This is a genomic window from Halocynthiibacter namhaensis, assembly GCF_000812685.1.
Taxonomy (GTDB): domain Bacteria; phylum Pseudomonadota; class Alphaproteobacteria; order Rhodobacterales; family Rhodobacteraceae; genus Halocynthiibacter; species Halocynthiibacter namhaensis.
Map to the genome: position 1 here is coordinate 1 of NZ_JWIF01000045.1, position 26,578 is coordinate 26,578.

The 26,578-nt window shown below is 51.8% G+C and carries 29 protein-coding genes, 1 tRNA gene and 1 pseudogene; 15 read left to right on the forward strand and 16 right to left on the reverse strand.

What is annotated here, in order from left to right; genetic code table 11:
* Positions 1-178 (reverse strand): transposase (locus RJ38_RS18840; RefSeq protein WP_474995139.1); only part of this gene is annotated, 178 nt, incomplete at its 3' end.
* A 423-nt stretch (positions 179-601) separates the two neighbouring features.
* On the opposite strand from RJ38_RS18840, the gene RJ38_RS06925 reads away from it, so the two are divergent.
* Entirely contained in the window at positions 602-1,474 is an 873-nt protein-coding gene (locus RJ38_RS06925; protein WP_039018157.1) for a hypothetical protein, read from the forward strand.
* A 438-nt stretch (positions 1,475-1,912) separates the two neighbouring features.
* Here the strand turns inward: RJ38_RS06925 and RJ38_RS06930 are convergent, their stop codons facing one another.
* Entirely contained in the window at positions 1,913-2,116 is a 204-nt protein-coding gene (locus tag RJ38_RS06930; protein ID WP_039018158.1) for a hypothetical protein, read from the reverse strand.
* Between the two features lie 164 nt (positions 2,117-2,280).
* Here RJ38_RS06930 and RJ38_RS06935 point away from each other — a divergent pair.
* The 5 genes and pseudogenes from RJ38_RS06935 (at position 2,281) to RJ38_RS06955 (ending at position 5,938) form a co-directional block, all read left to right on the forward strand.
* Positions 2,281-3,794, forward strand: a pseudogene (locus tag RJ38_RS06935) (IS1182 family transposase).
* A 289-nt stretch (positions 3,795-4,083) separates the two neighbouring features.
* The gene (gene rpsF, locus RJ38_RS06940; RefSeq protein WP_039018191.1) at positions 4,084-4,437 is read left to right on the forward strand and encodes a 30S ribosomal protein S6; all 354 of its coding nucleotides are present in this window, start codon (positions 4,084-4,086) and stop codon (positions 4,435-4,437) included.
* A gap of 26 nt (positions 4,438-4,463) precedes the next feature.
* Positions 4,464-4,691: a 30S ribosomal protein S18 gene (gene rpsR / locus RJ38_RS06945; RefSeq protein WP_039018159.1), complete on the forward strand. Its 228-nt coding sequence runs from the start codon at positions 4,464-4,466 to the stop codon at positions 4,689-4,691.
* 11 nt (positions 4,692-4,702) lie between these two features.
* Positions 4,703-5,323, forward strand: a complete 621-nt coding sequence (rplI, locus tag RJ38_RS06950; RefSeq protein ID WP_039018160.1) for a 50S ribosomal protein L9 — start codon at positions 4,703-4,705, stop codon at positions 5,321-5,323.
* Between the two features lie 159 nt (positions 5,324-5,482).
* Positions 5,483-5,938 carry a YybH family protein gene (locus tag RJ38_RS06955; RefSeq protein ID WP_039018161.1) on the forward strand — a complete coding sequence of 152 codons (456 nt, stop codon included), beginning with the start codon at positions 5,483-5,485 and terminating at the stop codon, positions 5,936-5,938.
* 158 nt (positions 5,939-6,096) lie between these two features.
* On the opposite strand, the gene RJ38_RS06960 is transcribed toward RJ38_RS06955, so the two are convergent.
* From RJ38_RS06960 to RJ38_RS06970, 5 genes are read right to left on the reverse strand one after another with little or no spacing between them, the layout of a single operon-like run.
* Positions 6,097-7,080, reverse strand: coding sequence for a hypothetical protein (locus RJ38_RS06960; protein WP_039018162.1), 984 nt, complete (start codon positions 7,078-7,080; stop codon positions 6,097-6,099).
* 2 nt (positions 7,081-7,082) lie between these two features.
* Positions 7,083-7,295, reverse strand: a complete 213-nt coding sequence (locus tag RJ38_RS06965; protein WP_039018163.1) for a helix-turn-helix domain-containing protein — start codon at positions 7,293-7,295, stop codon at positions 7,083-7,085.
* Between the two features lie 12 nt (positions 7,296-7,307).
* Positions 7,308-7,466: a hypothetical protein gene (locus RJ38_RS18845; RefSeq protein WP_156121791.1), complete on the reverse strand. Its 159-nt coding sequence runs from the start codon at positions 7,464-7,466 to the stop codon at positions 7,308-7,310.
* The gene (locus RJ38_RS18850) at positions 7,447-7,617 is read right to left on the reverse strand and encodes a hypothetical protein (protein ID WP_156121792.1); all 171 of its coding nucleotides are present in this window, start codon (positions 7,615-7,617) and stop codon (positions 7,447-7,449) included. Before RJ38_RS18850 ends, RJ38_RS18845 begins: the two co-directional genes overlap by 20 nt.
* A 12-nt stretch (positions 7,618-7,629) precedes the next feature.
* Entirely contained in the window at positions 7,630-8,142 is a 513-nt protein-coding gene (locus RJ38_RS06970; protein WP_039018164.1) for a hypothetical protein, read from the reverse strand.
* A 192-nt stretch (positions 8,143-8,334) separates the two neighbouring features.
* Between RJ38_RS06970 and RJ38_RS06975 the strand changes: the two genes are divergently transcribed.
* Positions 8,335-8,703, forward strand: a complete 369-nt coding sequence (locus RJ38_RS06975; protein WP_039018165.1) for a hypothetical protein — start codon at positions 8,335-8,337, stop codon at positions 8,701-8,703.
* Between the two features lie 81 nt (positions 8,704-8,784).
* Here the strand turns inward: RJ38_RS06975 and RJ38_RS06980 are convergent, their stop codons facing one another.
* Entirely contained in the window at positions 8,785-9,288 is a 504-nt protein-coding gene (locus RJ38_RS06980) for a hypothetical protein (protein ID WP_039018166.1), read from the reverse strand.
* Between the two features lie 186 nt (positions 9,289-9,474).
* Here RJ38_RS06980 and tig point away from each other — a divergent pair, with 186 nt between their 5' ends.
* Together tig and RJ38_RS06990 are read left to right on the forward strand one after the other, a co-directional pair.
* Complete coding sequence (gene tig / locus RJ38_RS06985; protein ID WP_039018167.1) at positions 9,475-10,800, forward strand: trigger factor; 1,326 nt, start codon at positions 9,475-9,477, stop codon at positions 10,798-10,800.
* A 241-nt stretch (positions 10,801-11,041) separates the two neighbouring features.
* The gene (locus tag RJ38_RS06990) at positions 11,042-11,722 is read left to right on the forward strand and encodes an FkbM family methyltransferase (protein WP_039018168.1); all 681 of its coding nucleotides are present in this window, start codon (positions 11,042-11,044) and stop codon (positions 11,720-11,722) included.
* 66 nt (positions 11,723-11,788) lie between these two features.
* Here the strand turns inward: RJ38_RS06990 and RJ38_RS06995 are convergent, their stop codons facing one another.
* The 3 genes from RJ38_RS06995 to RJ38_RS07010 form a co-directional block, all read right to left on the reverse strand.
* A complete protein-coding gene (locus RJ38_RS06995) occupies positions 11,789-12,406 on the reverse strand; it encodes a hypothetical protein (protein WP_039018169.1) in 618 nt (205 codons plus the stop codon).
* Between the two features lie 1,418 nt (positions 12,407-13,824).
* Positions 13,825-13,909 (reverse strand) — tRNA-Leu (locus tag RJ38_RS07005).
* Positions 13,910-14,300: 391 nt separating this feature from the next.
* Positions 14,301-15,905, reverse strand: a complete 1,605-nt coding sequence (locus tag RJ38_RS07010; protein WP_039018192.1) for a bifunctional ADP-dependent NAD(P)H-hydrate dehydratase/NAD(P)H-hydrate epimerase — start codon at positions 15,903-15,905, stop codon at positions 14,301-14,303.
* Between the two features lie 164 nt (positions 15,906-16,069).
* On the opposite strand from RJ38_RS07010, the gene RJ38_RS07015 reads away from it, so the two are divergent.
* The 3 genes from RJ38_RS07015 to RJ38_RS07025 all read left to right on the forward strand — a co-directional run bounded on the left by RJ38_RS07015 (position 16,070) and on the right by RJ38_RS07025 (position 19,036).
* Entirely contained in the window at positions 16,070-16,408 is a 339-nt protein-coding gene (locus tag RJ38_RS07015; protein ID WP_039018171.1) for a P-II family nitrogen regulator, read from the forward strand.
* 85 nt (positions 16,409-16,493) lie between these two features.
* Complete coding sequence (gene glnA / locus RJ38_RS07020) at positions 16,494-17,900, forward strand: type I glutamate--ammonia ligase (protein WP_039018172.1); 1,407 nt, start codon at positions 16,494-16,496, stop codon at positions 17,898-17,900.
* Positions 17,901-18,094: 194 nt separating this feature from the next.
* Positions 18,095-19,036 carry a hypothetical protein gene (locus RJ38_RS07025; RefSeq protein WP_156121793.1) on the forward strand — a complete coding sequence of 314 codons (942 nt, stop codon included), beginning with the start codon at positions 18,095-18,097 and terminating at the stop codon, positions 19,034-19,036.
* Here RJ38_RS07025 and RJ38_RS07030 read toward each other — a convergent pair.
* Positions 19,033-19,866, reverse strand: coding sequence for a heme-dependent oxidative N-demethylase family protein (locus RJ38_RS07030; RefSeq protein WP_238321661.1), 834 nt, complete (start codon positions 19,864-19,866; stop codon positions 19,033-19,035). The two genes, RJ38_RS07025 and RJ38_RS07030, sit on opposite strands and share 4 nt — an antisense overlap.
* A gap of 150 nt (positions 19,867-20,016) precedes the next feature.
* Between RJ38_RS07030 and dddP the strand changes: the two genes are divergently transcribed.
* Positions 20,017-21,354: a dimethylsulfonioproprionate lyase DddP gene (dddP, locus tag RJ38_RS07035; protein WP_052245254.1), complete on the forward strand. Its 1,338-nt coding sequence runs from the start codon at positions 20,017-20,019 to the stop codon at positions 21,352-21,354.
* Positions 21,355-21,532: 178 nt separating this feature from the next.
* Positions 21,533-22,759, forward strand: coding sequence for a bifunctional alpha/beta hydrolase/OsmC family protein (locus tag RJ38_RS07040; protein WP_039018175.1), 1,227 nt, complete (start codon positions 21,533-21,535; stop codon positions 22,757-22,759).
* A gap of 50 nt (positions 22,760-22,809) precedes the next feature.
* On the opposite strand, the gene RJ38_RS07045 is transcribed toward RJ38_RS07040, so the two are convergent.
* From RJ38_RS07045 to RJ38_RS18855, 3 genes are all read right to left on the reverse strand, one after another.
* A complete protein-coding gene (locus tag RJ38_RS07045; RefSeq protein WP_156121794.1) occupies positions 22,810-24,264 on the reverse strand; it encodes a hypothetical protein in 1,455 nt (484 codons plus the stop codon).
* A 407-nt stretch (positions 24,265-24,671) separates the two neighbouring features.
* Positions 24,672-25,070, reverse strand: coding sequence for a glycosyltransferase family 2 protein (locus RJ38_RS19510; protein WP_052245255.1), 399 nt, complete (start codon positions 25,068-25,070; stop codon positions 24,672-24,674).
* 13 nt (positions 25,071-25,083) lie between these two features.
* Positions 25,084-25,245, reverse strand: a complete 162-nt coding sequence (locus RJ38_RS18855; RefSeq protein ID WP_156121795.1) for a hypothetical protein — start codon at positions 25,243-25,245, stop codon at positions 25,084-25,086.
* A gap of 63 nt (positions 25,246-25,308) precedes the next feature.
* Between RJ38_RS18855 and RJ38_RS19390 the strand changes: the two genes are divergently transcribed.
* Complete coding sequence (locus RJ38_RS19390; protein ID WP_039018177.1) at positions 25,309-25,524, forward strand: OsmC family protein; 216 nt, start codon at positions 25,309-25,311, stop codon at positions 25,522-25,524.
* 53 nt (positions 25,525-25,577) lie between these two features.
* Here the strand turns inward: RJ38_RS19390 and RJ38_RS07060 are convergent, their stop codons facing one another.
* Positions 25,578-26,471: an endonuclease/exonuclease/phosphatase family protein gene (locus RJ38_RS07060; protein WP_039018178.1), complete on the reverse strand. Its 894-nt coding sequence runs from the start codon at positions 26,469-26,471 to the stop codon at positions 25,578-25,580.
* Positions 26,472-26,578: the final 107 nt, after the last annotated feature.

A 26,578-nucleotide genomic window follows, 5' to 3' on the forward strand; every position in this document is an offset into this window, starting at 1 on the left:
ATTCAGGATCAATCGAGGGACGCTCAGTTGAGCTATAAAACTGCGCCAGATGCGCACGCACCCCAGATAGATCGATGATACCGTCAATTGCCCGCAAGACATGATCAACAGGAACATGATCCTCGATAGAGAAGTCATAAAACAGGGCGCTTTGCGCTTCTTGCCTTGGTCCCAACATCCAAACAATCTCCCATCTCAATAAGGAAATTGAATCAGTCAGGCGTGACTAAATCAACAAGAGTTTTTCAACAGAATAGGCAGATAGCGACCTTTGCAAAGTAGCGGCACCAGAACGCTGAGCTCCAAATAAAAAGAGACACGACCAACTGACCGTGCTTCTTGCGAAACATACAATTTGCCCTTGTTGAGTTTCCGGGCCAATGGGATGGTTGCAAGCATTTAGTGAAACCGCCTTGCCCAAACCATAGGTTTTTGGCGACCCTCACTCCCCACCAGCTCAACAAGATTGAATACCTAAGGAAATGGGATTATCAGGGATGAATGCGCGTTTACATTTCAGAGATAAAGCTTGCCAAACAACTTGAGCACACACATGGCGCAGGCTTGCTCTAAATTTCGAATTGCATAAAGCGAGGGCGCTATGGCGATCAGAACCGGATACACAAAGGCTGAGCTGTTGGTGATGGCCCGAACGATCACCGCTCAGGCGGATGCGCTCGTCGCTGAGCTGCCGAACCAGCCCCTACAAGTATTAGCTCTGGCCTGTGATTGTGACCGTTGTATCGACCCTGATTCCGTCTGGGCATTGCGGCGAACACCCGCACCGGACCTGACAACCGCCCTCGTCGCGCAATATCTTGGCGGGCTCGGCGCGATGGGCTTAGAGACTGATGATGATGCGCGTTTTGAGGCCCGTGTGATGCTAACCCATGTGGTTACAGAATACGGACGTTGGGTGGTGCAATCATCGGGCGTGACTGGCAACAAATCAATTCGCCCCTCCCACCTATCGCCGTTCGGCATAGTGGAGTGTTTGTTTCAAACTGGGGTTGTTCCAAGGTTGGATGCGACATTGCAAACGCAAATTCAAGACTATTTGTCCGACGTTGTCCGGTATTGCGTGGCCCAAAGAGCCCGCGGCCTTGACGGCGCATTGTGTTTCTTGTCGTTGTTCGGCGGTCGAATACAGGACATTATGGAAGAGTTTCAGACCGGACGTCCGTTGCGAAGTCTGAGATTTTGGACAGCGCTAGCGCGGGGCCACATCTGTTCACATCAGAACCACCGAACGATACCCAAGGATCTGCATCGTTGGTTTGTAGGCATGCCAAAAATGGATCGCGAATACCTGCTGTGTGCACTGGAAGAGCCCGGAGTTGAAAGGTTGATGGAGCGTTTTGCCTTCAGCGCGAAGGACCCGGGTTGGCTTTTGTATCTTTCGCGACTGCTGGAATGGCGGGAGGTCAGTATATTGGCCACTCGATATTCGGAATACTTGGATGGGCATCCCTAGATGGGCCAAACGCTCACTTCAAACTGGGTTCGCCAAGGTCTTGCGATACAGTTACCCTGCAAAACAAAAGCTTGCTTCATTTTATGCACTCAGTCCGTTCTAAAGAAGCCATTTAATGCAAATCACAACAAATGGCTCCTCCGGTATATTTTAAACAAATGCGAGCGAGGCATTGCTACCAATTAACACTCCTGCTGGCATATGGCGACGGCTGTCGTTACATTATACATCAAGGAAATTGCGGCACACATTGATTGCCGTGAAGCAGACCCATTAGGATTGCATGACCACCTTAATCAAGCAAACCGAGGGAACCAACTTCTGCTTTAGGCTGAATGTCATCATAAACTGCAAACTGTTTCGTGGTCTGGTCAGCAGATAACGTGTGAATTCGTTGTAGGTGCTATCGATGTCCGTTTGCTGGCATTCACCATGTTTCTAAACGTACTGAATGCGTTTCAAGGTAACTTTCGCTTCATAGACGATTTCACGAACGATATCGCTTGCGGATTGAACTTCTTTGACAGTTGATACGCCTTGTCCGGCCCACATTGAAACCGCCTCGATATTCCCGGTGAGGTCAGCTGATGGTGATTTTCTTTGATATCGCAGGACATCAGTTCCATCAGCAGATGTGGCCACGACATCACCTTCTCCGGGTCTTCCTGACTTGCATTTGTTTGACTCGATGCACCCACTGAGCTGATGATATAGGACCGCTATCTGCCTATTCTGTTGAAAAACTCTTGTTGATTTAGTCACGCCTGACTGATTCAATTTCCTTATTGAGATGGGAGATTGTTTGGATGTTGGGACCAAGGCAAGAAGCGCAAAGCGCCCTGTTTTATGACTTCTCTATCGAGGATCATGTTCCTGTTGATCATGTCTTGCGGGCAATTGACGGTATCATCGATCTATCTGGGGTGCGTGCGCATCTGGCGCAGTTTTATAGCTCAACTGAGCGTCCCTCGATTGATCCTGAATTGATGATGCGCATGTTGTTGGTTGGCTATATCATGGGCATTCGTTCTGAACGGCGTTTGTGTGATGAAGTCCATCTCAACTTGGCCTATCGCTGGTTTTGCAAGTTGGATTTGACGGACACAATTCCAGATCACTCTACATTTTCGAAGAACCGTCATACGTTGCCCGGCAGGGTATTGCGGAGCAATGTCCCGAGAGGGGCAGGTTCCGTGATAGTGATTTACTGCGGCATGTGTTTGAAAGCGTTGTGGCGCAGTGCATTGAAGCTGGCCTTGCAAGTGGTCAGAGGTACGCGGCAGATGCGAGTATCATTGCAGCGGATGCCACCGCCAGCAATCCACACCAAAGGCTGATTGGAATCCCAAAACGATAAACCCAGATGAAGCCCCGCGTGCAGTTCGCGAATATTTAGACACGTTGGATGACGCGGCTTTTGGTGCTGCCAGCCCTGTGGTTCCAAAGTTTATCTCACATGCAGATCCGGCTTCCCAATGGACAGGCGCACGTGGTGGCCCCGCGTATTTTGCGTATTCTACGAACTATTTGATCGATACGGACAACGCCGTCATTCTGGATGTCGAGCCAACACGGTCCATTCGCCAGGCGGAGGTGGACGCCGTCAAAACCATGATTGACCGCGTCCATGAGGTGCATGGCCTGATGCCCGAGCGCTTGATCGCCCCCTCTCGGGACATTGCTGCGCAATGCCCTGTCGGGCAATGGACACCGCTTATGGCTCAGGTCCAATGTTGGATTGGCTTGTGGAGAAGCGCGGGATTGCGCCGCATATCCCTGTGATTGATAAATTAGGCCGAAAGGATGGTACGTTTGAGCGGGCTGACTTTACCTTTGATGCGGAAAATGATCTCTATATTTGCCCCTGCGGCAAAGAGCTAAAGCAATATAGGTGTGCATTCACCACACCAAGATCTGGCCCCAATAAAGATGCCACCATCCGCTACCGCGCCCGAAAATTTGATTGTGAGGCATGCCCGCTTAAACAACACTGTACACCTAAAGAACCACAACGAAAAGTTACGCGTTCAATCTATGAACCCTCCCGTGATGTCGCCCGAGCCCTATCGCAAACGCAGCAATATGCCATCTCGAGAAAGTTACGCAAAAAGGTCGAAATGTCATTCGCCCATTTAAAACGCATTCACGGCCTAGGCCGGCTCCGATTGCGTGGCCCCTCTCGGGATCATGGCTCTGCCATGACCCTGCCAGCAATGCATGTGGCGCTCATGATGAATTTATCCTCGCCGCAACCGCCCAGAACCTCAAAAAATTAGCTAAACTGGCACCAAACCCAATTCAGGCCAGAGCCGTCCTATAAAGCTGCGGCGAAAGCCATTCAGTCTGTGAGGCACTCCCGCGAAAACCAAGAGTTTTTCAACAGAATAGGCTGGAAACCGTCATTAGCCGGCGGTGGGCCCCAAATGGCCATCAAGTCCGCACGATAGATACCCGTTCACACCCCCTTGCCCCTTGCCCCATCCCCCATTCCCCCCTATAAGGCGCCGTCCGGGTACAAAATATATGAACCGCGCAGTCTCTCGTGGATGGGTCGTATCCGGTTGTTGGCCTATCCTTTGAAATGCGCCCGAAAAATGAACGGAGCACACATGCCGCTATATGAGCATGTCTTCATCGCGCGTCAGGATCTTTCCAACACGCAAGCTGAAGGTCTTATCGAACATTTTGGCACTGTCCTTGCGGACAACGAAGGTAAACTCGTTGATAGCGAGTACTGGGGTGTCAAAACTATGGCTTACAAAATCAACAAGAACCGTAAAGGCCACTACGCCTTTTTGCGTTCTGATGCGCCAGCACCAGCCATTCAAGAAATGGAACGCCTGATGCGTTTGCACGACGACGTTATGCGCGTGTTGACCATCAAAGTTGACGAGCACAAAGAACTGCCGTCCGTACAAATGCAGAAACGCGAAGAACGTGGCGAACGCCGCGAACGTCGCTAATCAGCTTTAGAAAAGGACTGTAATTCATGGCTTCTAAACCATTTTTCCGCCGTCGCAAAGTTTGCCCATTCTCTGGCGACAATGCACCTGCGATCGATTATAAAGACACACGTCTTCTGCAACGCTACATCTCTGAGCGCGGCAAAATCGTTCCTTCCCGTATCACCGCAGTTTCCGCAAAGAAACAGCGTGAGCTGGCCCGCGCTATCAAACGCGCTCGCTTTCTCGCTCTGCTTCCTTACGCTGTTAAGTGAGGATCTGATCGATGCAAGTTATCCTTCTCGAACGTGTCGCTAAACTTGGCCAAATGGGCGAAGTTGTCGACGTAAAACCAGGTTACGCACGTAACTTCCTGCTGCCACAGAAAAAAGCGCTGACTGCTTCTAAAGCAAACATCGCCTCTTTCGAAGCACAGAAAGTTCAGCTCGAAGCACGTAACCTTGAAACCAAAAACGAAGCTGCTGCTTTGGCTGAAAAGCTTGACGGTCAACAGTTCATCGTGATTCGTTCCGCGTCTGACGCTGGTTCGCTTTACGGCTCTGTTACCCCACGTGACGCAGCAGAAGTTGCAGAAACCGGTGGCTTCACATTGGATCGCAAACAGATTTCTCTGATTGCCCCAATCAAAGCCCTTGGCCTGCACAGCATGCATGTACGTCTGCACGCTGAAGTAAGCGCGACTATCGAACTGAACGTTGCGCGTTCAGAAGAAGAAGCGCAACTTCAAGCTTCCGGCAAATCCATTCAGGAATTGGCCGCAGAAGCAGAAGCTGAAGCAGAATTCGAAATCGCTGAACTGTTTGACGATATCGGCGCTGCCGCATCTGACGACGACGACAGCGGTCTCGTGTCTACTCCAGAAGACGCATCTGAAGACGAAGCTTAAGCTTCCCTTCGTTGAAAATCTAAAGCCGCGCGGGCCCTGCCTTGCGCGGCTTTTTTTGTACCCAAGCAAGAAATGAAAATACAGGATCCTTCCTGACATAAGGCTGTCAGCAGCCCTGGTTTATAGCTGTCCCTTCAACCGAATCTGAGGACACAGAATATGAACTATTTTATCAAAACTACCGCGCTGGCTTTGGCGATTACAACTGGGTTGCTGGTTTCGCCATTGCGCGCAGACGACAAGATCGCAACCCAGGAATTGGTCCACGGCATGACATCCGCCATGGGGCGCGGCGATGTGCCGGTTGTTGTCGAAAGCTATACCGCAGATGGCTTGCTGGTCTTGGGGGACACCGAATTTCGCGGCCCCGACATGCTGACCGCCGCCTATCAAGAATTCGCCGCCATCAGCCCGCACATTACCTTTGAGCGCGAAAGCATCTGGGTTTCTGGCGACACCGCCCTACATATTGCCCCTTGGTCCATGACCGGCACAGGGCCAAATAACAGCGTGATCACCGATGAAGGCCTGTCCGTGGTGGTTATGCAGCGTCAAGACGACGGCATGTGGAAAATCACCATAGATCAACCCCATGCGGAAGCGAATACGAAGTAATCTGATCACATCAATCCAATCACTGGCAGCGCGGCTGATCTATACAGCCTCGCTGCCCTCTTGCGCTACCGGATGTCTGGTGCTCTGACTGAACTTGCCCTGTGGCTCGCTCCCCACCATTCCTTGCCAGATCATACGGGCCTACCGGTCACTCGCCGTCAACCATGATCAGAAAGCAAACCGGCCAGGCCCGGATGCACGCGCCCATAGCTGACAATTCGGATATCCAGCCCGGCGGCATTCACCTGACGCAAAGCGTAATCAATGGCGTCAGTGATCCATTCCATCCGGTTTCCAAAGGCCCCGCCCCCCAGCAGTGTCAGAAATAGTTTGTCAGAAACGCCACGCTCACGATTTGCAGCGGCAATCCGAAGTGTCATCTCATATGAGGCCTCCAGAACAAGGCGCGCAAAAGGTTCCCAATCCCATTCAGGCAAATTGTTATAGGACACAGGCAAAGCACTGGCATAGACCTGTGAAACAAGCGCTCCACTGCCACCGATCGTCACTTCCGTGTCCTGCTGCAGACCAATGCGCAGCAAACTCCGAACTTCATCGCGCGCGGCTTCGCTCATTCTCAGAATCTTACCCCGCAGCTGTGCCAAGGCTTCTTCGCCCGGCAGAACATATCCATTTTTCATCTGCCAGATTGCATTTTGCTGATTTCCCAACACGGCCCCTACGTCGAACAATGTATCAATCTGACTGCGGCATTGGCCGACATCCCCAGACAGGGTCGTAAAGTAATTTCGCCAGATCGTGCCCGCCCCGCAAGCAATCGCGCAGGCCGGTCCCTGGGTCAGGTCATATTCATACCCCGCGATCCCATCTAGTGGCGACACCGATGGCCCAATCATTTCCAGTAAATTGAACTGAGACGCCACCTGGAACACCGCGCCAGCATTTTCCGGCGCAGCGTGCAGCGCTGTGACATCTGCAACGACTTCGCGAAGCGTGTTTTGCCCTGCGGCCTTATACTCTGCCCCACGCAGTTCAGATAATGACGGGATTGTAAGCTGACCCGCCTGCATCTTTCGCCCTGTGGAACGGCTGATCAAAGTATCGCCACGCACGTCAAAAGCCGCGCGCACAGTGTCTGCATCGCCCTCAGGCACCCCTGCCAAATCTTCAAACCAGGACATGGTTATTCACCCTCCGGCATATATTCCAGGATATCGCCCGGCTGACAGTCGAGATGTTTGCAGATGGCTTCAAGCGTGTTGAAACGCACGCCTTTGACCTTGCCACCTTTGAGAAGGCTTAGATTGGTTTCAGACAGCCCAATCGCCGCAGCAAGTTCCCGTGATGAGATTTTGCGCTTCACCAGCATCAGGTCGAGATTGATTTCAATTGGCATGTCATCCCTCCCTTACAGAAATTGACTGTTCTCTTCTTCAATCTCGGCCGCGCGCCGCAGGGCGGTTGCAGTCACAAACAGGGGCAATGACAAGATCAAATAAACCAATTCAAGATCCAGCGGAAAATATTCCAACGTGGGACGGATATCGTCAGGCAGGTGATAAATCATCGCATAGGACCCAGGCCACAACAGAACTTGGATCATCCCCCAAAAGCAGACAATCGCTATTGCGCATGACTTCAAGTGCTTGGATAGCAAGTTCCCGTGATGAGATTTTGCGCTTCACCAGCATCAGGTCGAGATTGATTTCAATTGGCATGTCATCCCTCCCTTACAGAAATTGACTGTTCTCTTCTTCAATCTCGGCCGCGCGCCGCAGGGCGGTTGCAGTCACAAACAGGGGCAATGACAAGATCAAATAAACCAATTCAAGATCCAGCGGAAAATATTCCAACGTGGGACGGATATCGTCAGGCAGGTGATAAATCATCGCATAGGACCCAGGCCACAACAGAACTTGGATCATCCCCCAAAAGCAGACAATCGCTATTGCGCATGACTTCAAGTGCTTGGATAGCAATAAAAAATCGCGCTGAACGCTTCTTTTCAATATCTGGTGAATTGCCCAATACCCCCGCCCCAAACAGGCCAAAGCCGAAAGCAAAGTAACGATCATAAAAGCCGAAGCCCAAGGTTTTGGTCCGGGCAAACCTTCGGGGAGGCCCACCATGTCAAACATGGGCGTGTGATCCTGGGCAAACACAATCAGCCCAGCAATCACCAGAACCAACAAAACCATCATTGCAAGACTGCAAACCATTATTATGCGCGCTGCAAGTGCCATGACGCCTCTCCCTTTTGTTGGGGGCTGTCTGACATGTATTATGTGTCGGGTCAAGGAAGATACCTTTCGTTTATCGACATGCTTTTTATGTTTTACGTAAATTATTTTACTTGTAATTAAAAATTCACCCCCCTATATCGTCGACATCAATCAAACGGGCCCTGCCCAATTTTCGATAACAAAGGAAACAACATGATCAGAGCCGTTCTTCTCACAGGTCTTATTCTGACCGCCGCAGCCTGTGGCCAAAACGAAGTCGACAAGCCACTTGTCCTCGATGGTGTGGCCAATGCGTCTTACAACAACGATCTTGGTCAATGCCGTGCGATTGCCGCCAATTATCGCGCCGAAGATCTGCGGCGTGGTGCAATTGGTGGGGCTGTTATTGGCGGTATTGTTGGCGTTGCGGACGATAACTCAAATGATGTCGCTGGTGCGCTCACGGGGGTTGCGATTGGTGGACTGATTGGAGCCGCAGAAGCCAGCGAAGAGCTGGACGGATTGCGCCGTAACGTCATCATTCGCTGCATGATGGGCCGTGGGCATCCGGTCATCGGCTGAACCAAAGCACAGAACACACGACGAACAAAGCCCGCGCAGATATCAATTTGCGCGGGCTTTGTTATCTATATTGAAGAATAATCAGTAACGGCCAATAGCAACCCGACGCAATTGTTCAATCACATCGCCCCCGGCATCCACGGCCTTCAGATCAACCGAATACCGATTGCCCCGCCCCCCCGAACACGGTGGCAAGTAACCATCGGATGCATAACGCCCCGTGCCGCGCGCCTTTTTCACCACCTGAACCCCGCGCGGTAAATTGCGCGCCGTCAGGCCGGGAACTGCGGGCAAATCGGCGGATCCCCCAGACACTTGATACCCAATGGTGCCATGCCCGCCATTGCGGGACAAAGGTTGATAGCTGCGGTCATTATACTCGGCGATGATCATCACCGTGCCCGCAGGCAATCCCGTGATACGCATCGGCGGTGTTGATCCATTACCGCCAAACAATGTGCATTGTTGGCCAGTTGGCACGCGACTGCCATCCCAACCGCCCCCCAATGTGACCTGCATCTCGGCAAATGCGGCGCCTGCGGATAAAAATACCGCAATAGATGTGCTTATAATCAACTGTTTCATTTCAATCTCCTGGGTTTTTATACACCTCAGAGTATCAGCAGAATGCATATTCCCAAAGTAACATCTTTGCGGGCGCATAATTGACCCTTGCGCGTAAGCGGTGTGGGCCCTAAAAGGTGCCCTGAATTACGTGCCTCGCGCCGATTATTGGCTGTGCGGCTTTTCCAACGAATGAGGACGACTGACATGCAGGTCACCGAGACCCTTAACGAAGGCCTGAAACGCGCCTATGCGATCACGCTTACTGCCGCGGAACTTGACGCCAAAGTCAACGAAAAGCTGGTTGAAGCCCAGCCAGAAGTTGAAATGAAGGGCTTCCGTAAAGGTAAAGTTCCTATGGCGCTGCTGAAAAAGCAGTTCGGTGACAAGGTCATCGGCGAAGCCATGCAGGAAACCATCGACGGCGCGATGAACAAGCATTTTGAAGAATCTGGCGACCGCCCTGCGATGCAGCCAGACGTCAAAATGACCAATGAGAACTGGAAAGAAGGCGACGACGTCGAAGTTTCCATGTCTTACGAAGCGCTTCCAACCATTCCAGAAGTTGATCTAAAGGGTGTGTCCCTTGAGAAGCTCGTTGTAAAAGCGGATGACGCGGCTGTGACTGAAGCGCTTGAAGGTCTGGCTGAGAACGCACAGAACTTCGAAGAGAAAAAAGGCAAATCAGCTGACGGCGACCAGGTTGTCATCGACTTCTTGGGTTCCGTTGACGGCGTAGAATTCGAAGGCGGCGCGGGCGAAGATTACCCATTGGTTCTGGGTTCCAATTCTTTCATTCCTGGCTTTGAAGAGCAACTCGTTGGCAAAAAATCCGGCGAAGCTGTTGACGTAAACGTCTCCTTCCCAGCGGAATACGGCGCGGAACACCTGGCAGGCAAAGAAGCCCTGTTCAAATGTACCGTTAAAGAAGTTAAAGCCCCTGCAAAAGCAGAGATCAACGATGATCTTGCCAAGCAATTCGGTGCTGAAGACCTTGCAGCAATGAAAGTTCAGATCACTGAGCGTCTCGAAGCTGAATATGCTGGTGCTGCTCGTGCGGTTCAAAAACGTGCGTTGCTTGACGCATTGGACGGCAAAGTTGACTTTGAACTGCCACCAAGCCTCGTAGAAGCTGAAGCAGGTCAAATCGCGCACCAATTGTGGCACGATGAGAACCCTGAAGTTGAGGGTCATGACCACCCAGAAATCGAAACCAAAGAAGAGCACACCAAATTGGCAAACCGTCGCGTTCGCCTTGGTCTTCTGTTGGCTGAACTGGGTCAAAAAGCCGAAGTTGAAGTGACCGACGCTGAAATGACACAAGCGATCATGAACCAGGCACGTCAGTACCCGGGTCAAGAACGTCAGTTCTTTGAATTCGTTCAACAAAACCAGCAAATGCAACAGCAAATGCGCGCACCAATCTTTGAAGACAAAGTCGTAGACTATGTGTTTGAATTGGCTGATGTGACCGAAAAAGAAGTGTCCAAAGCGGATCTCGAAAAAGCGATCGAATCTCTCGACGCTGAGTAAGCGACTTGCAGATTAAAACAGAAAGGCCGCCCTTTGAGGCGGCCTTTTTTCTGCCCTGCTCAGATTAAATCTGCCATGTCTTTTTTCTTGCCTTTTCTCGTGACCTTCGCCCACTCGCCACCCACACCGTTTCCCCACATCGTCTCGCACATCGCCCCCATGGACATTACGCGTTAGAATTGTAACAAGAAATTTAGACTACTGATTTTGATGAACCTCCGTCAGCTGTAAGTGAGAAGACATGCCCCGTTTTGAAGTAAACAACGTGACGCTTGATGTGGATGATAGCCTGTTGAATGAACGTTTGTCCGAAAAGCTGGACAGCGGCGGTTATGAAGCAGTCGAAGCACGCGCGGCCAGCACACGGGTCAAGCCAGGCGATCGCGTTCTCGAACTTGGCGGGGGCGTCGGATATATCAGTTCGATCTGCGCCACGATTACGGACCCTAAAAACATCGTAACCGTAGAAGCCAACCCCAATACGGTTGACGTCATCCGCCACAACCTTGATCTCAACGGCGCGTCCGGCGTCAACGTGATCCATGGGGCTGTGGTCGGCGACGCGCAAGACATGGACACGCTTTTGTTTCATATCGGAAGGGCCTTTTGGAGCTCATCCATCGCGACGGTCGGCTCCGCCCAAAAAGACCTAGTCGAAGTCCCTGCCCTTCGCATATCTGACCTGCTGAACAACCATAAACCTGATGTCGTGATTATGGACATCGAAGGTGCGGAAGAACATCTGTTTGACCAACCATGGCCAGATTTCGTGCGACAGGTCATCATCGAACTGCACCCCAAAAAATATTCTGGCCGGATGATCCAAGAAATCTTTGATTGCATGTCGCACAGCGGCCTGGCCTATGATCCCGGATGCTCACGTGCTGCTCTGGTCGGCTTTAAGCGTGTCGCGAATACATAACGTGAGGGCCTTATTGCTCCGCCCCTTTTAAACATATCCCGATCTTGAATAGGCCCATCACAAAGCTCAAAGAGGCGTATATGTGATTGGCGGGAGCGCAGGAATGCGATCACCGTCCCGGCCAGCACACGCCCGAAGCACCACGCCTGGAGGGCCCGAATAAAACAGCACTTTATCCACGTTTGATCCGTCTTTCAGGAAATCCGCGAATTTAAGTGTTTGGGACTGTAAGAAATCACTTTCCTCTGAATACACAATCAGGCGCGAGTCAGCCCCGGGGGCCTGCCCATCAACATAAAGGCCAATTCGAACGCCTTCATTGCTGGACCGGAAAGAGAACCAGTCAATATGAATGAAATCCACCCCCACTGGCGCATCAGGGGTTATTTGCCTTGAAACCGGGCTAATGACAAAAGTGGTGTTGCTATCTGCCGCCAATATCTGGGACGGCACAGCAAGTGGATCCACCGGGTAATATTGGACTGCCAGCTGGCCATTTCGGCTGCCACGCCCGCCTTCAAATGCAAAGTTTTGGATATAAAATGGATGTTGATATTCTCGCCCGAGATCAACTGACTTCGCTGCATCCGAGAAGTTCACACATTCGGCAACACCAGATCTATCCTCTACATCACAACCAGAGATTACGGCCAAGGCACATAGTAACGCAACTTTTCTAAACATAAATCACCCCCAACAAAACACCCTATGATACCACAGTCCAAGCGGATTGTCTTGAAGTGAATTCCACACGCGTGCTGGCAAACGATCAAACGCAACCAAGTTGCCATCACGCAGTCAAACCAGTATTGACGAACATATATACACGGAGTATCGGCTATCAAGATCATCGGAGAGCGGCTCATTGGGCCTTGGATCGCAGTCATCGCATTGGTGATCTATGCCATTGCTATTGCTTTCACTGGTCCCGAGCGGGCTAGACAGTGCAGCATTTATTTTGCTGTGCACCGGCTTGGCCGTTACCCCATTCATCGCCCTCATACACATCAGTCGAATGGCGAAAGGCTTTGCGTATTCCGTCGCACGTTTGGTTTTCCTTACCGTGATGATGGCTGTGCCTACCTTCATATTTTTTGCGGTCGGGTCAGATTTCGGAGGCGGCGCGGAGGCATTTCTACTTGTGCTCACCCCCGGCATATTGTCTTTGTGGCTATCAGTGTTCTTTGGTGTCGCCGCCATGCAACGTTCACGTCGCACCAGCGAATAGATATAGGCCCTAGCAGTGGATTACTACGGGCAGACGCGAGCTTATTCCGGCTTGAAAAGGAAGCGCCGATTGACACCCACAGCCCCGACTGATCAAACGCGACGGATCAAATCACAATATGTCCAGAAAATGAGAAATTCCCTATGAACATCAAAGCCATAATTCTCGTCGGCCTCGTCGTATTTATTGTTCTACAACTTTCAAATCGCCAACCCGATCCCCAGCCCACACAAGAAATACGTGTACTGAACAACTAACCTGCCGAATATACGATCAAATTAAAGGGTTGGTCCTCTGGACCATTGCCAGTTTGAGGTTCGACTGCGCATCCATTTGGATTGATACGATCAAATCGGGGTCCACTTGTGAATCTACGCGCCGCTTCAACTCGCACCCGCTGGACAGTATTTCGATCAGACAGAATGCCTATTGGATTAACATTTCGGCCTGATGCTGTCGCATGGACAGACTTTTCAACTGTTCGATCGGGTGCACCCGCCCCCGCCGCTCTATGTTGTTTGGGGTGATGCATTTGACGTTTAGCATCGACTCAACCACGGTTCCCGCCTTATTGAAGGCCGTTGAGGCGGTACTGAAGGAAGTTGGGGTTTGCACTGGTGAGAACAAGTCCCGCACGGCTGGCGATATACGACAGTAAATGAACTTGTGAAGGCGGGGCGCAGCCCTGCAAATTCAGGCTGTCACATTTCCAGGGTACAAAAATATGCAGCCCAAGCCAGTCAGAAGGATGCCTCTCGTGCAGGTCAGAAAGCGCGGGAACAAAATAGTACCAAGGGATGAAAGTGCCAAAACAGCAAAAAATAAGACCCAAAAATCAAAGGCGAAGTCGTGAATTTTTTGAATAAAACCAATATGGTGCGGGTGAAGGGACTCGAACCCCCACGCCTCGCGGCGCCAGAACCTAAATCTGGTGCGTCTACCAATTCCGCCACACCCGCATCCATCGGATGATCAACATCCGGAACCACCCTTTAGCAAACCTATTTCAAAGTGGCGAGCGGAAAATGAGTTTTCACGGAAAAAAGTTATGTGTTGGACAGAATAATTACAACATGGCTGTAAAACCCCCTGAAATTCCACGATCTTTTGACATCAATTCATTATCCAGACAATCCGCGCATGGCCGGGCAAGCCAGCAAAACTGACCACAACAGGGTCAAGATGAATCGCTTTGGCACGCAGATGCAGAAAGCCAAAGAAACCGGAAGGTCCCGAGCCCAAACATCCGATGCCACAGGTATTCTCTCGCTTTTGTCGCCGATCAGAATTGATAGATCGGAAGGTGAACCGCTGCGCCCCGCTGTTTCAGTACATCCCCCAATCAGAAATTCACGGATGTAGGTCTTTGAACACCTTTGGCAGTTGTTCCGGCAGATCCTCAGCGATCAAGCCAGGCCCAAAGGCCAAGGCGCATTCTACATGCAACCAAGCCCCGGATTGCGCCGCATCAAATGGAGAACCCCCCCGCGCCAGAAGTCCCGTGATGAACCCTGCCAAAACATCACCCGATCCGGCCGTCGCCAGCCAAGGCGCGCTGCGTTCATACACCGCCGCATTCACAGCTGTGCGACCGTTTTGGTCTGCAATCACGGTATCAGCCCCTTTAAATAACACTGTGCACCCCGCCCGTTTCGCAGCCTCGCGGGTGGCATCCACCTTGGAATAAGCCGGGCCTGTCGTGGCAGGTGCATCCAGTTTCTCCGCGATATCCGGGAACAACCGCGCAAATTCGCCGCCATGTGGTGTCAGCACACAGCCCGGATGCAGCTTATCAAACAACGCCTTACCCCGCGCAAGCAAGGTCAGGGCATCCGCATCCAACACGCAATTGCGCCCGCTTTGCAGGGCAACATCCAGCAGCTCGGCTTCCCGCTCTCCAAGCCCAAGCGCAGGCCCAAGACAGAGCGCATTGATGCGTTTATCTTCCAAGATCGCAGAAAACGTCTCTGCATCCTTAACCCGCTTCAACATGATCGCTGTGATCTGACAGGCCACTTCCTGTTGCGCCGTTGGTGGCACGCCCAAAGTCACAAGCCCTGCCCCGACTCGCAAAGCGCCGCGCGCCGCCAGTCGCGCTGCCCCAGTCTGCGCCGGGCCGCCTGACAGAACTAGCGCGTGGCCATAGCAAAACTTATTGCCGCTGCTTTTTACGACACAGCCACTTATGGCACAGGGCTTGTCAATCAATTGACAGCTTTCGTTATGGTTAAACCATTCTGACGTCACATTCTCTAGGCCAATATCCTTTACGATTGACCTGCCACAAGACAGACCTCCGTAAGCCAGATAATGTCCATGCTTGAAGCTATGGAATGTCACTGTCAGGTTTGCATTGATGCACATATGTGTCGGGTTTACTTGCTCATACCCGGGCCATTTTCCACTGTCGACACACATTCCGCTCGGAACATCAATCGAGACCATATATGGTGCCTCCCCATTTTTTGAGGCCCCCGCCCAATAGTTTAACCCTTGTTGAGCCACACCCAATGATGTGAATGGTCGAGAGCACCCCGTGCCAAAGATCGCATCAATTGCCAAATTGGTGCCTGGATTATCTTCATTATATTCAGATATATCTGCGTCAGTTAATTGTGACACCCACGCAATCTCACACCAGCGTTCATAATTCACCCGCGCATCCGGGGGCAGTTTCTTGGCATCCCCGTAAAGAAACACCTCAACCGCCCAGCCCCGCGCATGCAAAAGCCGCGCGACGACAAAGCCGTCACCACCATTGTTTCCAGGACCACATAACACAATGGCTTTGAGCGGCGTGTTGCGCTTCTCGCTAAATTCAGGCCATTCCTCATAGATCGCCTCAACCACGCCCGCACCGGCACGTTCCATCAGCTCAAGGCCCGTCACTTCGCCACGATCAATCGCGGCTTGCTCGATTGCGCGCATCTGTGCGGCTGTTAAAAGTTCGGTCATCTCAAAACGCTCCATTTGCACAAAAATTAAGCACATCGCCCAATTTGAATGCACCGCCCCCCAGAATAATGGGCGACGCCTTAGATATGGATCATAGCGAATGGACCTGAGCGAGGGAACATGTTCTGACAGTCCCAACGAAACCAGCCACAGGAATCGCCGCCATGAAGAAGATCGAAGCGATCATCAAACCCTTCAAACTTGATGAAGTGAAAGAAGCCCTTCAGGATGTCGGCGTGCAGGGCCTATCCGTGGTCGAAGTCAAAGGGTTTGGCCGTCAAAAAGGTCATACCGAACTGTATCGCGGTGCTGAATATGTCGTGGACTTCCTGCCCAAGGTGAAGGTCGAAGTCGTCCTGCCTGACGACCAAGTGGATGAGGCGATTGAGGCCATCATCGACGCTGCAAAAACAGATAAAATCGGTGACGGCAAAATCTTTGTTTCCCCCGTGGAACAGGCCATTCGGATCCGCACAGGTGAAACCGGCGACGACGCCTTATAGAACGCACGCTGTAAGCCTTAACCAGACAACACAACATTAAGATCGAATGCCAAAGCATTCATAACACAAAGAAAAGGAAGATCCGATGAACTATGCTGACGTTCTGAAGATGATTGCAGACGAAGACATCACCTATGTCGACGTGCGCTTTACAGACCCACATGGCAAGTTGCAGCACGTGACTGTACACTGCGACATGATTGATGAAGACTTCTTTGAAGATGGCTTCATGTTTGATGGCTCTTCCATCGCAGGTTGGAAATCCATCGACAACTCTGACATGAAACTGATCCTTGATCCGGCATCTGCTTACATCGATCCGTTCTACGCTGAGAAAACATTGGCGATCCATTGTTCCGTGGTTGAGCCAGACACAGGCGAAGCTTATTCTCGCGACCCACGTGGCACCGCGCAAAAAGCCGAAGCATACCTGAAATCCACAGGCATCGGCGACGTGGCTTACATGGGCCCAGAAGCTGAATTCTTCCTGTTTGACGACGTGCGTTTCTCTGTTGAGATGAACAAAGTCTCCTTTGAAATCGACGCCAAAGACGCATCTTGGAACTCTGACACCAAATATGAAGGTGGCAACATGGGCCACCGTCCGGGCATCAAGGGCGGCTATTTCCCTGTGAACCCAATTGATGACGCGCAAGACATCCGTTCTGAAATGCTGTCCACCATGAAGGACATCGGCATGAAAGTGGACAAGCACCACCACGAAGTGGCGTCTTGTCAGCACGAACTTGGTCTGGTTTTTGACACACTCACCAAACAAGCGGATGAGTTGCAGAAATACAAATATGTGATCCACAACGTGGCGCATGCCTACGGCAAATCAGCAACCTTCATGCCAAAGCCATATTACGGCGATAACGGCACAGGCATGCATGTGAACATGTCCATCTGGAAAGACGGCAAGCCATTGTTCGCAGGCGACAAATACGCTGATCTGTCTCAGGAAGCTTTGTATTTCATCGGCGGCATCCTGAAGCACGCGAAGGTTCTGAACGCCTTCACAAACCCAGCGACAAACAGCTACAAACGCTTAATCCCTGGTTTTGAAGCCCCTGTTCTGCGCGCTTATTCCGCGTCTAACCGTTCCGGTGCTGTGCGTATTCCTTGGACCGAAAGCCCGAAAGCCAAGCGCGTTGAAGCGCGCTTCCCTGATCCAGCAGCGAACCCTTACCTCTGCTTCGCGGCACTTCTGATGGCTGGCCTTGACGGCATCAAAAACAAGATCGATCCAGGCCCCGCCTCTGACAAAGATCTTTATGATCTGCCACCAGAAGAACTGGCTGACATCCCAACTGTTTGCTCATCTTTGCGTGAAGCTCTGGAATGCCTCGAAGCAGACCATGATTTCTTGATCGCAGGTGACGTATTCACCAAAGATCAGATTGATGGTTACCTCGCGCTGAAATGGGAAGAAGTTTATGCTTACGAGCACATGCCACACCCAATTGAATACAAGATGTATTACAGCTGCTAAACTAGTTGATATCGTTACGAAAAGGCGTCCCTCGGGGCGCCTTTTTTCATGGCTGGTACATGCGCCCCCCTTCCACCCGGACCTTTAGAACAGGCCGGTTGTGTTGCATTTGATCTAACTTCCCCCACGCGGCAACGGAACCTTAACTGAATGTCGCCGATGCTTTGACCAAACATGTGTATAAGGGGACAAAATTGCACTGCTATGACGGGTTCAAAGTAACACCGAAGGCCTGCCCACGCACAGCGTCTGCTTTGCTGTTTTCTCACCCTGATGGCGGCCATCCGAATGATTTGCTGAGGCTGTTGAAAGGGTCCCCCGGCAAGGATTACGCCTTGCAGCCCAGTGGTGGGTCTGATTTTCTTTTGCTTCATAAGGGTCAGGTCGCCTTGGTGATTTCCCCATCCGGCCTTCCGCTTGCCGCCGGTTCCTTTGCCGGCACGTTTGACGAAAGCCTGGGCGACAATGGCAATTCCGGGTTGGGGGATATCTCTCGAATGGAACGCCACAGCATCATCGCACGCCATGAAAGTCACATTTTGCTGAACCGTTGCCAGCCGGATGTCAGCGCTGTGGTCATGCGTGATGTGATGATCTGGTTGGCTTCACTTCTGTCGCCAGATCAAATCTTCTGGGGCGAAACCGCAGCAATGTTTTCGAACGGATATTTCAAACAGCTTGGGACGGCAGGTGTGCAGCCGTTAACCCCTGAACTGCTGATCAAACCACGTGGTTTCCGTTCTGGTCACCACTTCAACGGCATCGAATTATGTGGATTTCACGCGGATGGCGCCGAAGACCTATTTGATTTACCCGTTTCCGTGGCCCAAGGCCCGTTAAACTTCGCCGATAGTTTTGGCGCGTTGAAAGACCTCGCCTTAGATTTTCAAACCAAAGGCGACCTGTTCCAACAGCTAACGGAAAACCACACGCGCGGCCCCAAATATGCCATCTTGCTGGACACGGATGAAATCAATATCTCGGTCACCCGCATTCACACCCAAGGCAAACACGCCCACCCGCGATACCTGCTGCGTTGCGAAGACAGTGTGATCATCGCCGCAAGCCCGGAACATGAACATTCCACCGCGCCAGACAGCCCGGAAGACGCTTTGCGTCACGTGATGCGGGGTTAGGCATGCTCTTCTTCAATGGGATGCAGCTTTAACCCATCCAACTGTTCCTGAGTTAGGTTATCCCTTAAAATCAGCGTTGTATGGATGGAAAAAACCACAGCATTGGTCTTGGGAAGACGCAACATGCTTTGTCTTTCAGACCGCACATAGGGCGCGATTGTCAGTTTAGGCCTGTCGCGTGGCGCATCCTCAAGGCGGGGTTGAAACAGTGATGGATCCTCATAAAACAATGCATTTGCGCGCCACAACGGCCGTTCTGGGCGGATTGCATCAAACATCCGCTGCACCCGCTTGGCAACATCCGCATCATACCTATCCACCGGCACATGGATCGCGACCAAGGGCTTCATAAACTTCTGCGCCAAAGTCCAACTGGCCGGAAAGCACAACAATGCCCCCGTCAGAATATGCTCGCGCGCGCCTTCGGGTTTCTCCATAATTACAAGGTCTTCTTGCACCAGCTTTGACAAGGTGATCAGCGGCTGTTTGGCATCAACCATGACCAACGTCCCGTCAGGCAGCGAGACCCGATCCCCCTGCACCGAAAACCCATCGGTTGCTGCCAACTCATCCAGAACATGGTCAAGCAACTCAACCGCAGCTGGCAGTGCGTCATCAGACAATGCGTGCACAAGGCCTGGCGCTTCCTCCAAAAGTCGTGCTTTTTCCGCAAGTTGCCCCATGCGTGCTTCGTCATGTTGCAGCCAATTCCCAGGCTCCATCGGCATAACACCTGGCAAACGCCGCGATTTTTCGTCCAACCAAGGGGCAAATCTTAGGAAATCTTGCAAAATCGGAAATGGGGCTGGCGTCGGCATCTGAACTGTCATGTCCGTTATTCCACTGGCTTTAGTATGTTTGATTTCAACTGTAGCCCAGCAATCCAGCCTTGGCCTCATAAAACCGACTTCGCCTTGGTCGGTTTCAGCCAGGACAAGGTGCTTCTCCTCAGGAAATTTGCAATGAGAGGAGACAGCAATATGAGCCATTTCAGCGACACCCGCAAAATTGACCCCAGCAAAGGGGCCCAATTGCCGGACGGCAGCCCGAATGAGAACGACCGCATCGAAATTGGGCCAACATTATTGGCCATGCAAGAATGGGAAGCAGCTGGCCTGATCCTGCCCAACCTTGAAAACATGCGCAAATTTCGCCTTGATCGTTTGGTCGCGGGGGTCAATCAACGCGGTTATGGCGGGGTTCTGTTGTTTGACCCGCTGAACATTCGCTACGCGACCGACAGCACGAATATGCAGCTGTGGAACACCCACAACCCGTTCCGCGCTGTTCTGGTTTGCGCCGATGGTTACATGGTGATTTGGGATTACAAGAACTCACCTTTCCTAAGTGAATTCAACCCTTTGGTGCGTGAACAGCGCTCTGGTGCGGATCTGTTTTATTTTGACCGTGGCGACAAGGTTGATGTGGCCGCTGACGTGTTTTCCAACGAGGTACGCCAGCTGATTGAGGCCCATGGCGGTGGCAACAAACGTTTGGCCGTCGACAAGGTCATGCTGCATGGGTTGCGCGCGCTTGAGGCGCAAGGGTTTGACATTCAGCCCGGCGAAGAACTCACGGAGAAAAGCCGCTGCATCAAGGGCCCCGACGAAATCTTGGCCATGCGTTGCGCCTCTGAGGCTTGCGAAATTGCCGTGACCGAGATGGAGAAATTTGCCCGCGAGAACGTGCCAGGTGGCGGTGTGACAGAGGATGACGTTTGGGCGGTGTTGCACGCGGAAAACATCCGTCGCGGCGGGGAATGGATCGAAACCCGTTTGCTGACGTCTGGCAAGCGCACAAACCCATGGTTCCAAGAATGTGGTCCACGTCAGATTAAGAACAACGAGATCATCTCATTTGATACGGATCTGATCGGTTCATATGGCATTTGTGTCGATATTTCCCGCAGTTGGTGGGTGGGGGATGAAACCCCCCCGGCGGACATGATCTATGCGATGAAACACGCGCGCGAACATATTGATGCCAATATGGATTTACTAAAACCCGGTGTGAATATTGAAGAGCTAAGCCGCCAATGTCACAAGTTGGACGACCCGTATCAGGCACAGAAATACGGCTGCATGATGCATGGCGTGGGCCTATGTGATGAATGGCCACTGGTGGCCTATCCTGATGCGATGGTTGAAGGCGCTTTTGACTATGAGTTAGAGCCCGGCATGGTGCTTTGTGTCGAAGCCTTGGTCAGCCCTGAGGGCGGCGATTTTTCAATCAAACTGGAGGATCAAGTTCTTATCACGGAAGATGGGTATGAGAATTTAACCAAATATCCATTTGATGCCGCTCTTTGTGGTGAATAACGACTTATAACCAGAGCGCTGGCCGGAGTTTTTGAAAAACTCCGGTCCGATTTCTTTCAAAGAAATCGACTTCACGCCGATGCACGTCCCCTCACCTTCGCGTGAGGTCGCATCTCCGTGCCTTGCAAGGTTGGATCCGAAGGGTCAGGTTGCAAGTTCTGCAATAGAGGATGCCAAAATGCCAACAGAGCGCGTTACATTTACAGGTCACAGTGGTGAAGATCTTGCGGCACGGTTTGACCTGCCGGATGGTCCCCATTTGGGCACCGCCATTTTTGCCCATTGTTTCACCTGTTCAAAGGACATCACCGCCGCACGTCGTATCGCTGGGCGTTTGGCCGGCATGGGCATTGCGGTCTTGCGTTTTGACTTCACGGGACTTGGGCATTCAAAAGGTGAGTTTGAGAACACCTCATTCACTTCAAATGTCGACGATCTCATCTTGGCGTCAGAATATCTGAAAAACCGTGGCATGGCACCTGGACTGCTGATTGGTCATTCGTTGGGTGGGGCTGCGGTTTTGAAAGCGGCAGGCAAGATTGACAGCGTAAAGGCCGTCACAACATTGGGTGCGCCGTTTGACCCCGAACACGTAACCCATAACTTTGGCGGGGCGCTGGGCAAAATCTGCGCCGAGGGCAAAGCCACGGTTGATCTGGGTGGCCGCCCCTTCACCATCCGCAAAGAATTCATCGATGATGTGGCAGGCGAAAACCTGGCCGCCGACATCGCGAAACTAAACCGTGCTTTGCTGGTCATGCATGCGCCGCAGGACACGACGGTTGGCATTGAAAACGCAGCAGAGATTTTTGGCGCGGCGAAGCACCCCAAAAGCTTTGTAACGCTTGATAAAGCTGATCACCTAATTACCGACCCTTGTGACGCGGAATATGCGGCAGAAGTGATCTCAAGTTGGGCCGGAAAGTATATGGACCTTCGCCCACCGGCCCCGCCCATTGGCGCACCAGAAGGGATCGTGCGCGTGTCTGAGGCTGACGCAGCTGGCTTTATGCAGGACATTCAAAGCGGCCCGCTGCACCATGCGGTCGCGGATGAACCACTTGCCTATGGTGGCACAAACCGTGGCATGTCGCCCTATGGGTTTATGGCGGCAGGGCTTGGGGCCTGTACTTCTATGACGATCCGTATGTATGCCCGCCGCAAGGGCTGGCCGCTTGATCATGTGGCTGTGGACGTAAGCCACGACAAGGTGCACGCACAGGACGCAGGGGATGGCAGCATTGCGCCCCCAGGTTCAAAAATTGACAGTTTTTCCCGCATGATCCGGTTGGAAGGCGACCTAGACGCTGAGCAACGCCAGCGTCTGTTGGAAATTGCCGACAAATGCCCCGTGCATAAAACACTGGAAAGCAGTTCTGAGATTAAGACCTGTTTGGCGGAGTAATCTTCTGCCTCAGACAGCTTGATGCTTCCAGCCTGGGTCCTGACAATGCGTCAGGACCTTCCGGTTTGAGACATTCGGGTCATAAGACGGCGGAGCCAAGGTCTTGGGCGCAACTTGCGTCGTCGACCCTGGGTATTACGTTGCAACTGACCAGCCTCCGAGGCCTTCGGACGCCTGGCCTTCTGTGGCTTTCGAACTTGCGAAGGGCATTGCAATACAGCGTTATGCAGCATGTCGAGAGTATCAGGTGACAGACCCAGAAATGGGGACCAATTCTCTGTATCTATGGCTGTGCGCATTGCATCAACAGCAACCTGATACCCCCTTTCAGAGGCCCAAGCCGCGGACGTGAGGCTGAAATGGCTGATCAAATCCTGCCTTTGTGCTTTGTCCAACAAGCTGTAATCTATGTCCTGAGATACGGTTTCTGATCCGGCTGCATTCTGTATCTCGATCATGGAACGCAAAATCATACGCCGACTTTCCCTGTCTTTCACCAGCGTATTTAGCAAACGGGAAACCTCTGTCATTTCTCGGTCCGGTGTCGCATAGCGCGGAACGTCCAGTTCCGGCAACGCGCCAGGCAAGCCACATAGCGCCTGAAACCTGTCCCACAAATCCCCCTGCGCCCTTGCGTCATCAAAATCTTCCAGCTGAACCCTGCGGTCAAAACCCTGTTCAAATGGAGAAAATAGAGCTGGAAGATCTGTCAAATGGTCTTTGTAATCCACCATAAATTCAGAAATCCTACGCGCACCCTGACGCCGCCCTGCAAAGCTGATCTCTCGATAGAACGCATCAAAAAAACTGTCTGGTCGGCGCACCATCGCTATTGGATGCACCTCACCCAACTCATTCAACGCCCCGACCAAGAGGGGAATAACCTTTAATCTGTCCGGATCACCGGGCATCAGAAAATTTTCACATGAAAGTACGATCGTATGGGCATCTGATCGCCGAATTTCATCCTTTAAATCTGCCCAAATATCGTTGTTCTGGCCACGTAGCGACGACAACAGCAGCTGATGACCAGGAAGCGCGCCGGCGCGAACATGGAATCCCCCTTCCTGAGGTATACCAGTTTGGGGGAACAGGACACCCAGCGCGTTTAGCGCCTCTCTGTGTAACTGCATCTGATGCTGCAGAAATGTTGTCCCGGTTTTATGCATTCCCAGATGCACGATGACTTTCTTCTTACCGTGGGTGACATCGATTTTCGCCGGAACCGAATGGGAAATGTTTTTGCGCTCGGACATCAGTTCAGCTGCGGCTTTAAACTGACCACCTTTGAACATCTTGTGCAGCGTTTTGATATCACTTCGGGTGATAACCCCTTTGGCCGTTTTACGATCAACCCGAGAGATCGGACGCACAACTATATCGTCGATCATCGCGTCGTCCATCGTCGTGCCGCGCAACAAGGCCGAAACCCGTTTCCCAAACCGGACATATTCATCGGCTTCTGACGTCGCTATTGTGGCAACAAGATCGAGATCCCAGATCAATCGCGACACCGAATTAAACGTTTCACGGCGCAGTATTCGCCAGGGTAATTTCCCGTCAGAGCACCGCTGCCGGACCACCTTCAGACACTTTTCTAGCAATTGTAACTGCAGCAGATGTATATCTTGATTGTTCGGCGAAACCGAAATGGATCCAGCTCGCCGTCGCCAAACGCGGGTAGCTTCGCCCAAAAAAGCAATCTTTTCCGCCTGTGTAACGCTTTCAAGTACAAACAGTCTGTCTTCAAACTTCCTTTGCTCTACATCAAAATGCAGGGATTTTTCTTTCAGAAAACTGGCGCGGTATAAACTCGACCAAGATGAAACAATAAACTGGGCTTGTTGGAATTCGGTAAGTCCGGATACAACCCGCTGTTTTGAAAACAACTGCTTGTCCCTAGGCAAAATCTCTATTTCAGGCGACCCAATCTGAGAATAGTAGGTCTGGGCATGTGTGATGTCCGCACCTGTTTCCTGCGCGTAAAAAAATGACGGCGCAATCCGGTGCTGGTGTAATAATCATCAGCGTCCAGAAACCCAACCAGTTCCCCCTTTGCTTGTGCAAGCCCTAGGTTCCGGGCAAGGGAAAGGCCCCCATTCACGTCTGGCGAAACAATTACAGCGTTCAACGGGGCGACCAGCTGGCGAATATCATCTGGACTAAATCTGTCAGGGTTATCATTTACAACAATGATTTCAACTTCGCTGAGGCCCTGCCCCACAACAGATTGCACAGCCTGTTTTAAAAAAGCCGCTTCGTCATAAAAGGGGATAATAATACTTAAAGCAGGTTTGGATACGACAGGCATAACAGCGGCAGTATCACAGGCTTATTGGTGGATTTGCATCATCGCCATCAGGTTTTTCAACAGAGGAACCATCTGCAGAATCGTCTTCAACATCATCAACGTCTTCAAATCCGAAAAAACCAATCATAAGCAAAATGCCAAACACGGTCGTAAGAAACACCTGAAACTCAAACACTATTTACTCCCACGAACAATAATAGGCTTTTAGAGGATTTTTAACAAATAGTGAACAAAAAATATGCCTGCAACACATATCCATTCAGTTTCGGTTTGCCAAGCGCGTGGCGAATCTCTGGGTGCGAAAAAGCTTAAGCGCACAAATGATTGGACGGTCTTGCATTCCCCCCTACGAGATCGGAAGGAACGCCAACGTCTGTTGGAAATTGCCGACAAATGCCCCGTGCATAAAACACTTGAAAGCAGTTCTGAGATTAAGACCTGTTTGGCGGAGTGAAGGAATGGGGCGCTGCCCCCAAACCCCCAGAGTATTTCGGGAAAGATGAAAGATCAGCGTGGCATCGTAAAACGTGCCAATACCCCCAGGTGATCGGACCCTAACAGATGCCGCAGCTGGCTTTCTGTGGCAAAATGACCGGGCACCAGAACGTGATCAATCGGCAAAGTGATCAGCCCATCTTTCATCGGAAATGTATAAAGTACATTGCCTGCACGCCTGCTGGTTGTGGCCTGCGCAATTTGTCTAAGCGTGTGTGACCAAGGCACCATGTTGAAATCCCCCGCGATTAGCACCGCACCGTCGAGACTTTCGAGCCCGGGTAAAAGCCGATCAACCTGCCCAGCTTGGCCATAGGGGTAAGGCCAATGCAGATGGATGGACGCAAGCCAGAGCGTTCCGTAATGGGTCTGGACCTGCATCGCGACCATGCCGCTGCCAGCATCACAAACGACAGGAAGCTCTGTGCGTGGAAAATGCGTCGCAACCGCAACCCCACCCACACGTGCGAAATCACAGAAGGCTTGCGTTGGATGAGTTTCAGAGAGACCCTTTAGCAGTTGACGGTTGTCTTGGTCGACTTCTTGTAGGGTGACAAAATCAGCCCCTGTTGCAAGGATATCTTCCTGCAGCGAACGGGTATCCCCCATACGGAAGGACATATTTTTCTGATAGATCTGATAGTCAAAATCTGATGTTCCGGTGATCCAACTGCCCTGCCATGTGATTTGGGCGAAAGCTGCAAAAGCGGGCAAGGCAACCGCCGCCCAGACCCAACGTTCTTGGCCTTGTTTGGGGGCTGCAATGAGGCAGACCACCACAATCGCCCCCGCCAGATGCCAGCGAAACACGGCAAGCGAATCCCCCAAAGGATGCAGCATCCCTGCAAAACTGAACAGAAACAGGATAATTAAGACGATCAGGCAGAATTTAGACAATTTACGCATAAGTTTACATGGCAGATGCCCGGATTTCAGGCAAGCACGACCTAATCCACCCGCAAGACTTGCAAATTTTGCCCCACCCCCTATGAGACTGGGAGCAACGCCAACCC

Excerpts from the sequence above, each read along its gene's own strand:
- RJ38_RS06925 (WP_039018157.1), top strand. The coding sequence starts at position 602 with ATGGCGATCAGAACCGGATACACAAAGGCTGAGCTGTTGGTGATGGCC.
- rpsF (WP_039018191.1), top strand. The coding sequence starts at position 4,084 with ATGCCGCTATATGAGCATGTCTTCATCGCGCGTCAGGATCTTTCCAAC.
- rpsR (WP_039018159.1), top strand. The coding sequence starts at position 4,464 with ATGGCTTCTAAACCATTTTTCCGCCGTCGCAAAGTTTGCCCATTCTCT.
- rplI (WP_039018160.1), top strand. The coding sequence starts at position 4,703 with ATGCAAGTTATCCTTCTCGAACGTGTCGCTAAACTTGGCCAAATGGGC.
- RJ38_RS06955 (WP_039018161.1), top strand. The coding sequence starts at position 5,483 with ATGAACTATTTTATCAAAACTACCGCGCTGGCTTTGGCGATTACAACT.
- RJ38_RS06960 (WP_039018162.1), bottom strand. The coding sequence starts at position 7,080 with ATGTCCTGGTTTGAAGATTTGGCAGGGGTGCCTGAGGGCGATGCAGAC.
- RJ38_RS06965 (WP_039018163.1), bottom strand. The coding sequence starts at position 7,295 with ATGCCAATTGAAATCAATCTCGACCTGATGCTGGTGAAGCGCAAAATC.
- RJ38_RS18845 (WP_156121791.1), bottom strand. The coding sequence starts at position 7,466 with ATGATTTATCACCTGCCTGACGATATCCGTCCCACGTTGGAATATTTT.
- RJ38_RS18850 (WP_156121792.1), bottom strand. The coding sequence starts at position 7,617 with ATGCCAATTGAAATCAATCTCGACCTGATGCTGGTGAAGCGCAAAATC.
- RJ38_RS06970 (WP_039018164.1), bottom strand. The coding sequence starts at position 8,142 with ATGGCACTTGCAGCGCGCATAATAATGGTTTGCAGTCTTGCAATGATG.
- RJ38_RS06975 (WP_039018165.1), top strand. The coding sequence starts at position 8,335 with ATGATCAGAGCCGTTCTTCTCACAGGTCTTATTCTGACCGCCGCAGCC.
- RJ38_RS06980 (WP_039018166.1), bottom strand. The coding sequence starts at position 9,288 with ATGAAACAGTTGATTATAAGCACATCTATTGCGGTATTTTTATCCGCA.
- tig (WP_039018167.1), top strand. The coding sequence starts at position 9,475 with ATGCAGGTCACCGAGACCCTTAACGAAGGCCTGAAACGCGCCTATGCG.
- RJ38_RS06990 (WP_039018168.1), top strand. The coding sequence starts at position 11,042 with ATGCCCCGTTTTGAAGTAAACAACGTGACGCTTGATGTGGATGATAGC.
- RJ38_RS06995 (WP_039018169.1), bottom strand. The coding sequence starts at position 12,406 with ATGTTTAGAAAAGTTGCGTTACTATGTGCCTTGGCCGTAATCTCTGGT.
- RJ38_RS07010 (WP_039018192.1), bottom strand. The coding sequence starts at position 15,905 with ATGACCGAACTTTTAACAGCCGCACAGATGCGCGCAATCGAGCAAGCC.
- RJ38_RS07015 (WP_039018171.1), top strand. The coding sequence starts at position 16,070 with ATGAAGAAGATCGAAGCGATCATCAAACCCTTCAAACTTGATGAAGTG.
- glnA (WP_039018172.1), top strand. The coding sequence starts at position 16,494 with ATGAACTATGCTGACGTTCTGAAGATGATTGCAGACGAAGACATCACC.
- RJ38_RS07030 (WP_238321661.1), bottom strand. The coding sequence starts at position 19,866 with ATGACAGTTCAGATGCCGACGCCAGCCCCATTTCCGATTTTGCAAGAT.
- dddP (WP_052245254.1), top strand. The coding sequence starts at position 20,017 with ATGAGCCATTTCAGCGACACCCGCAAAATTGACCCCAGCAAAGGGGCC.
- RJ38_RS07040 (WP_039018175.1), top strand. The coding sequence starts at position 21,533 with ATGCCAACAGAGCGCGTTACATTTACAGGTCACAGTGGTGAAGATCTT.
- RJ38_RS19510 (WP_052245255.1), bottom strand. The coding sequence starts at position 25,070 with ATGCCTGTCGTATCCAAACCTGCTTTAAGTATTATTATCCCCTTTTAT.
- RJ38_RS19390 (WP_039018177.1), top strand. The coding sequence starts at position 25,309 with ATGCCTGCAACACATATCCATTCAGTTTCGGTTTGCCAAGCGCGTGGC.
- RJ38_RS07060 (WP_039018178.1), bottom strand. The coding sequence starts at position 26,471 with ATGCGTAAATTGTCTAAATTCTGCCTGATCGTCTTAATTATCCTGTTT.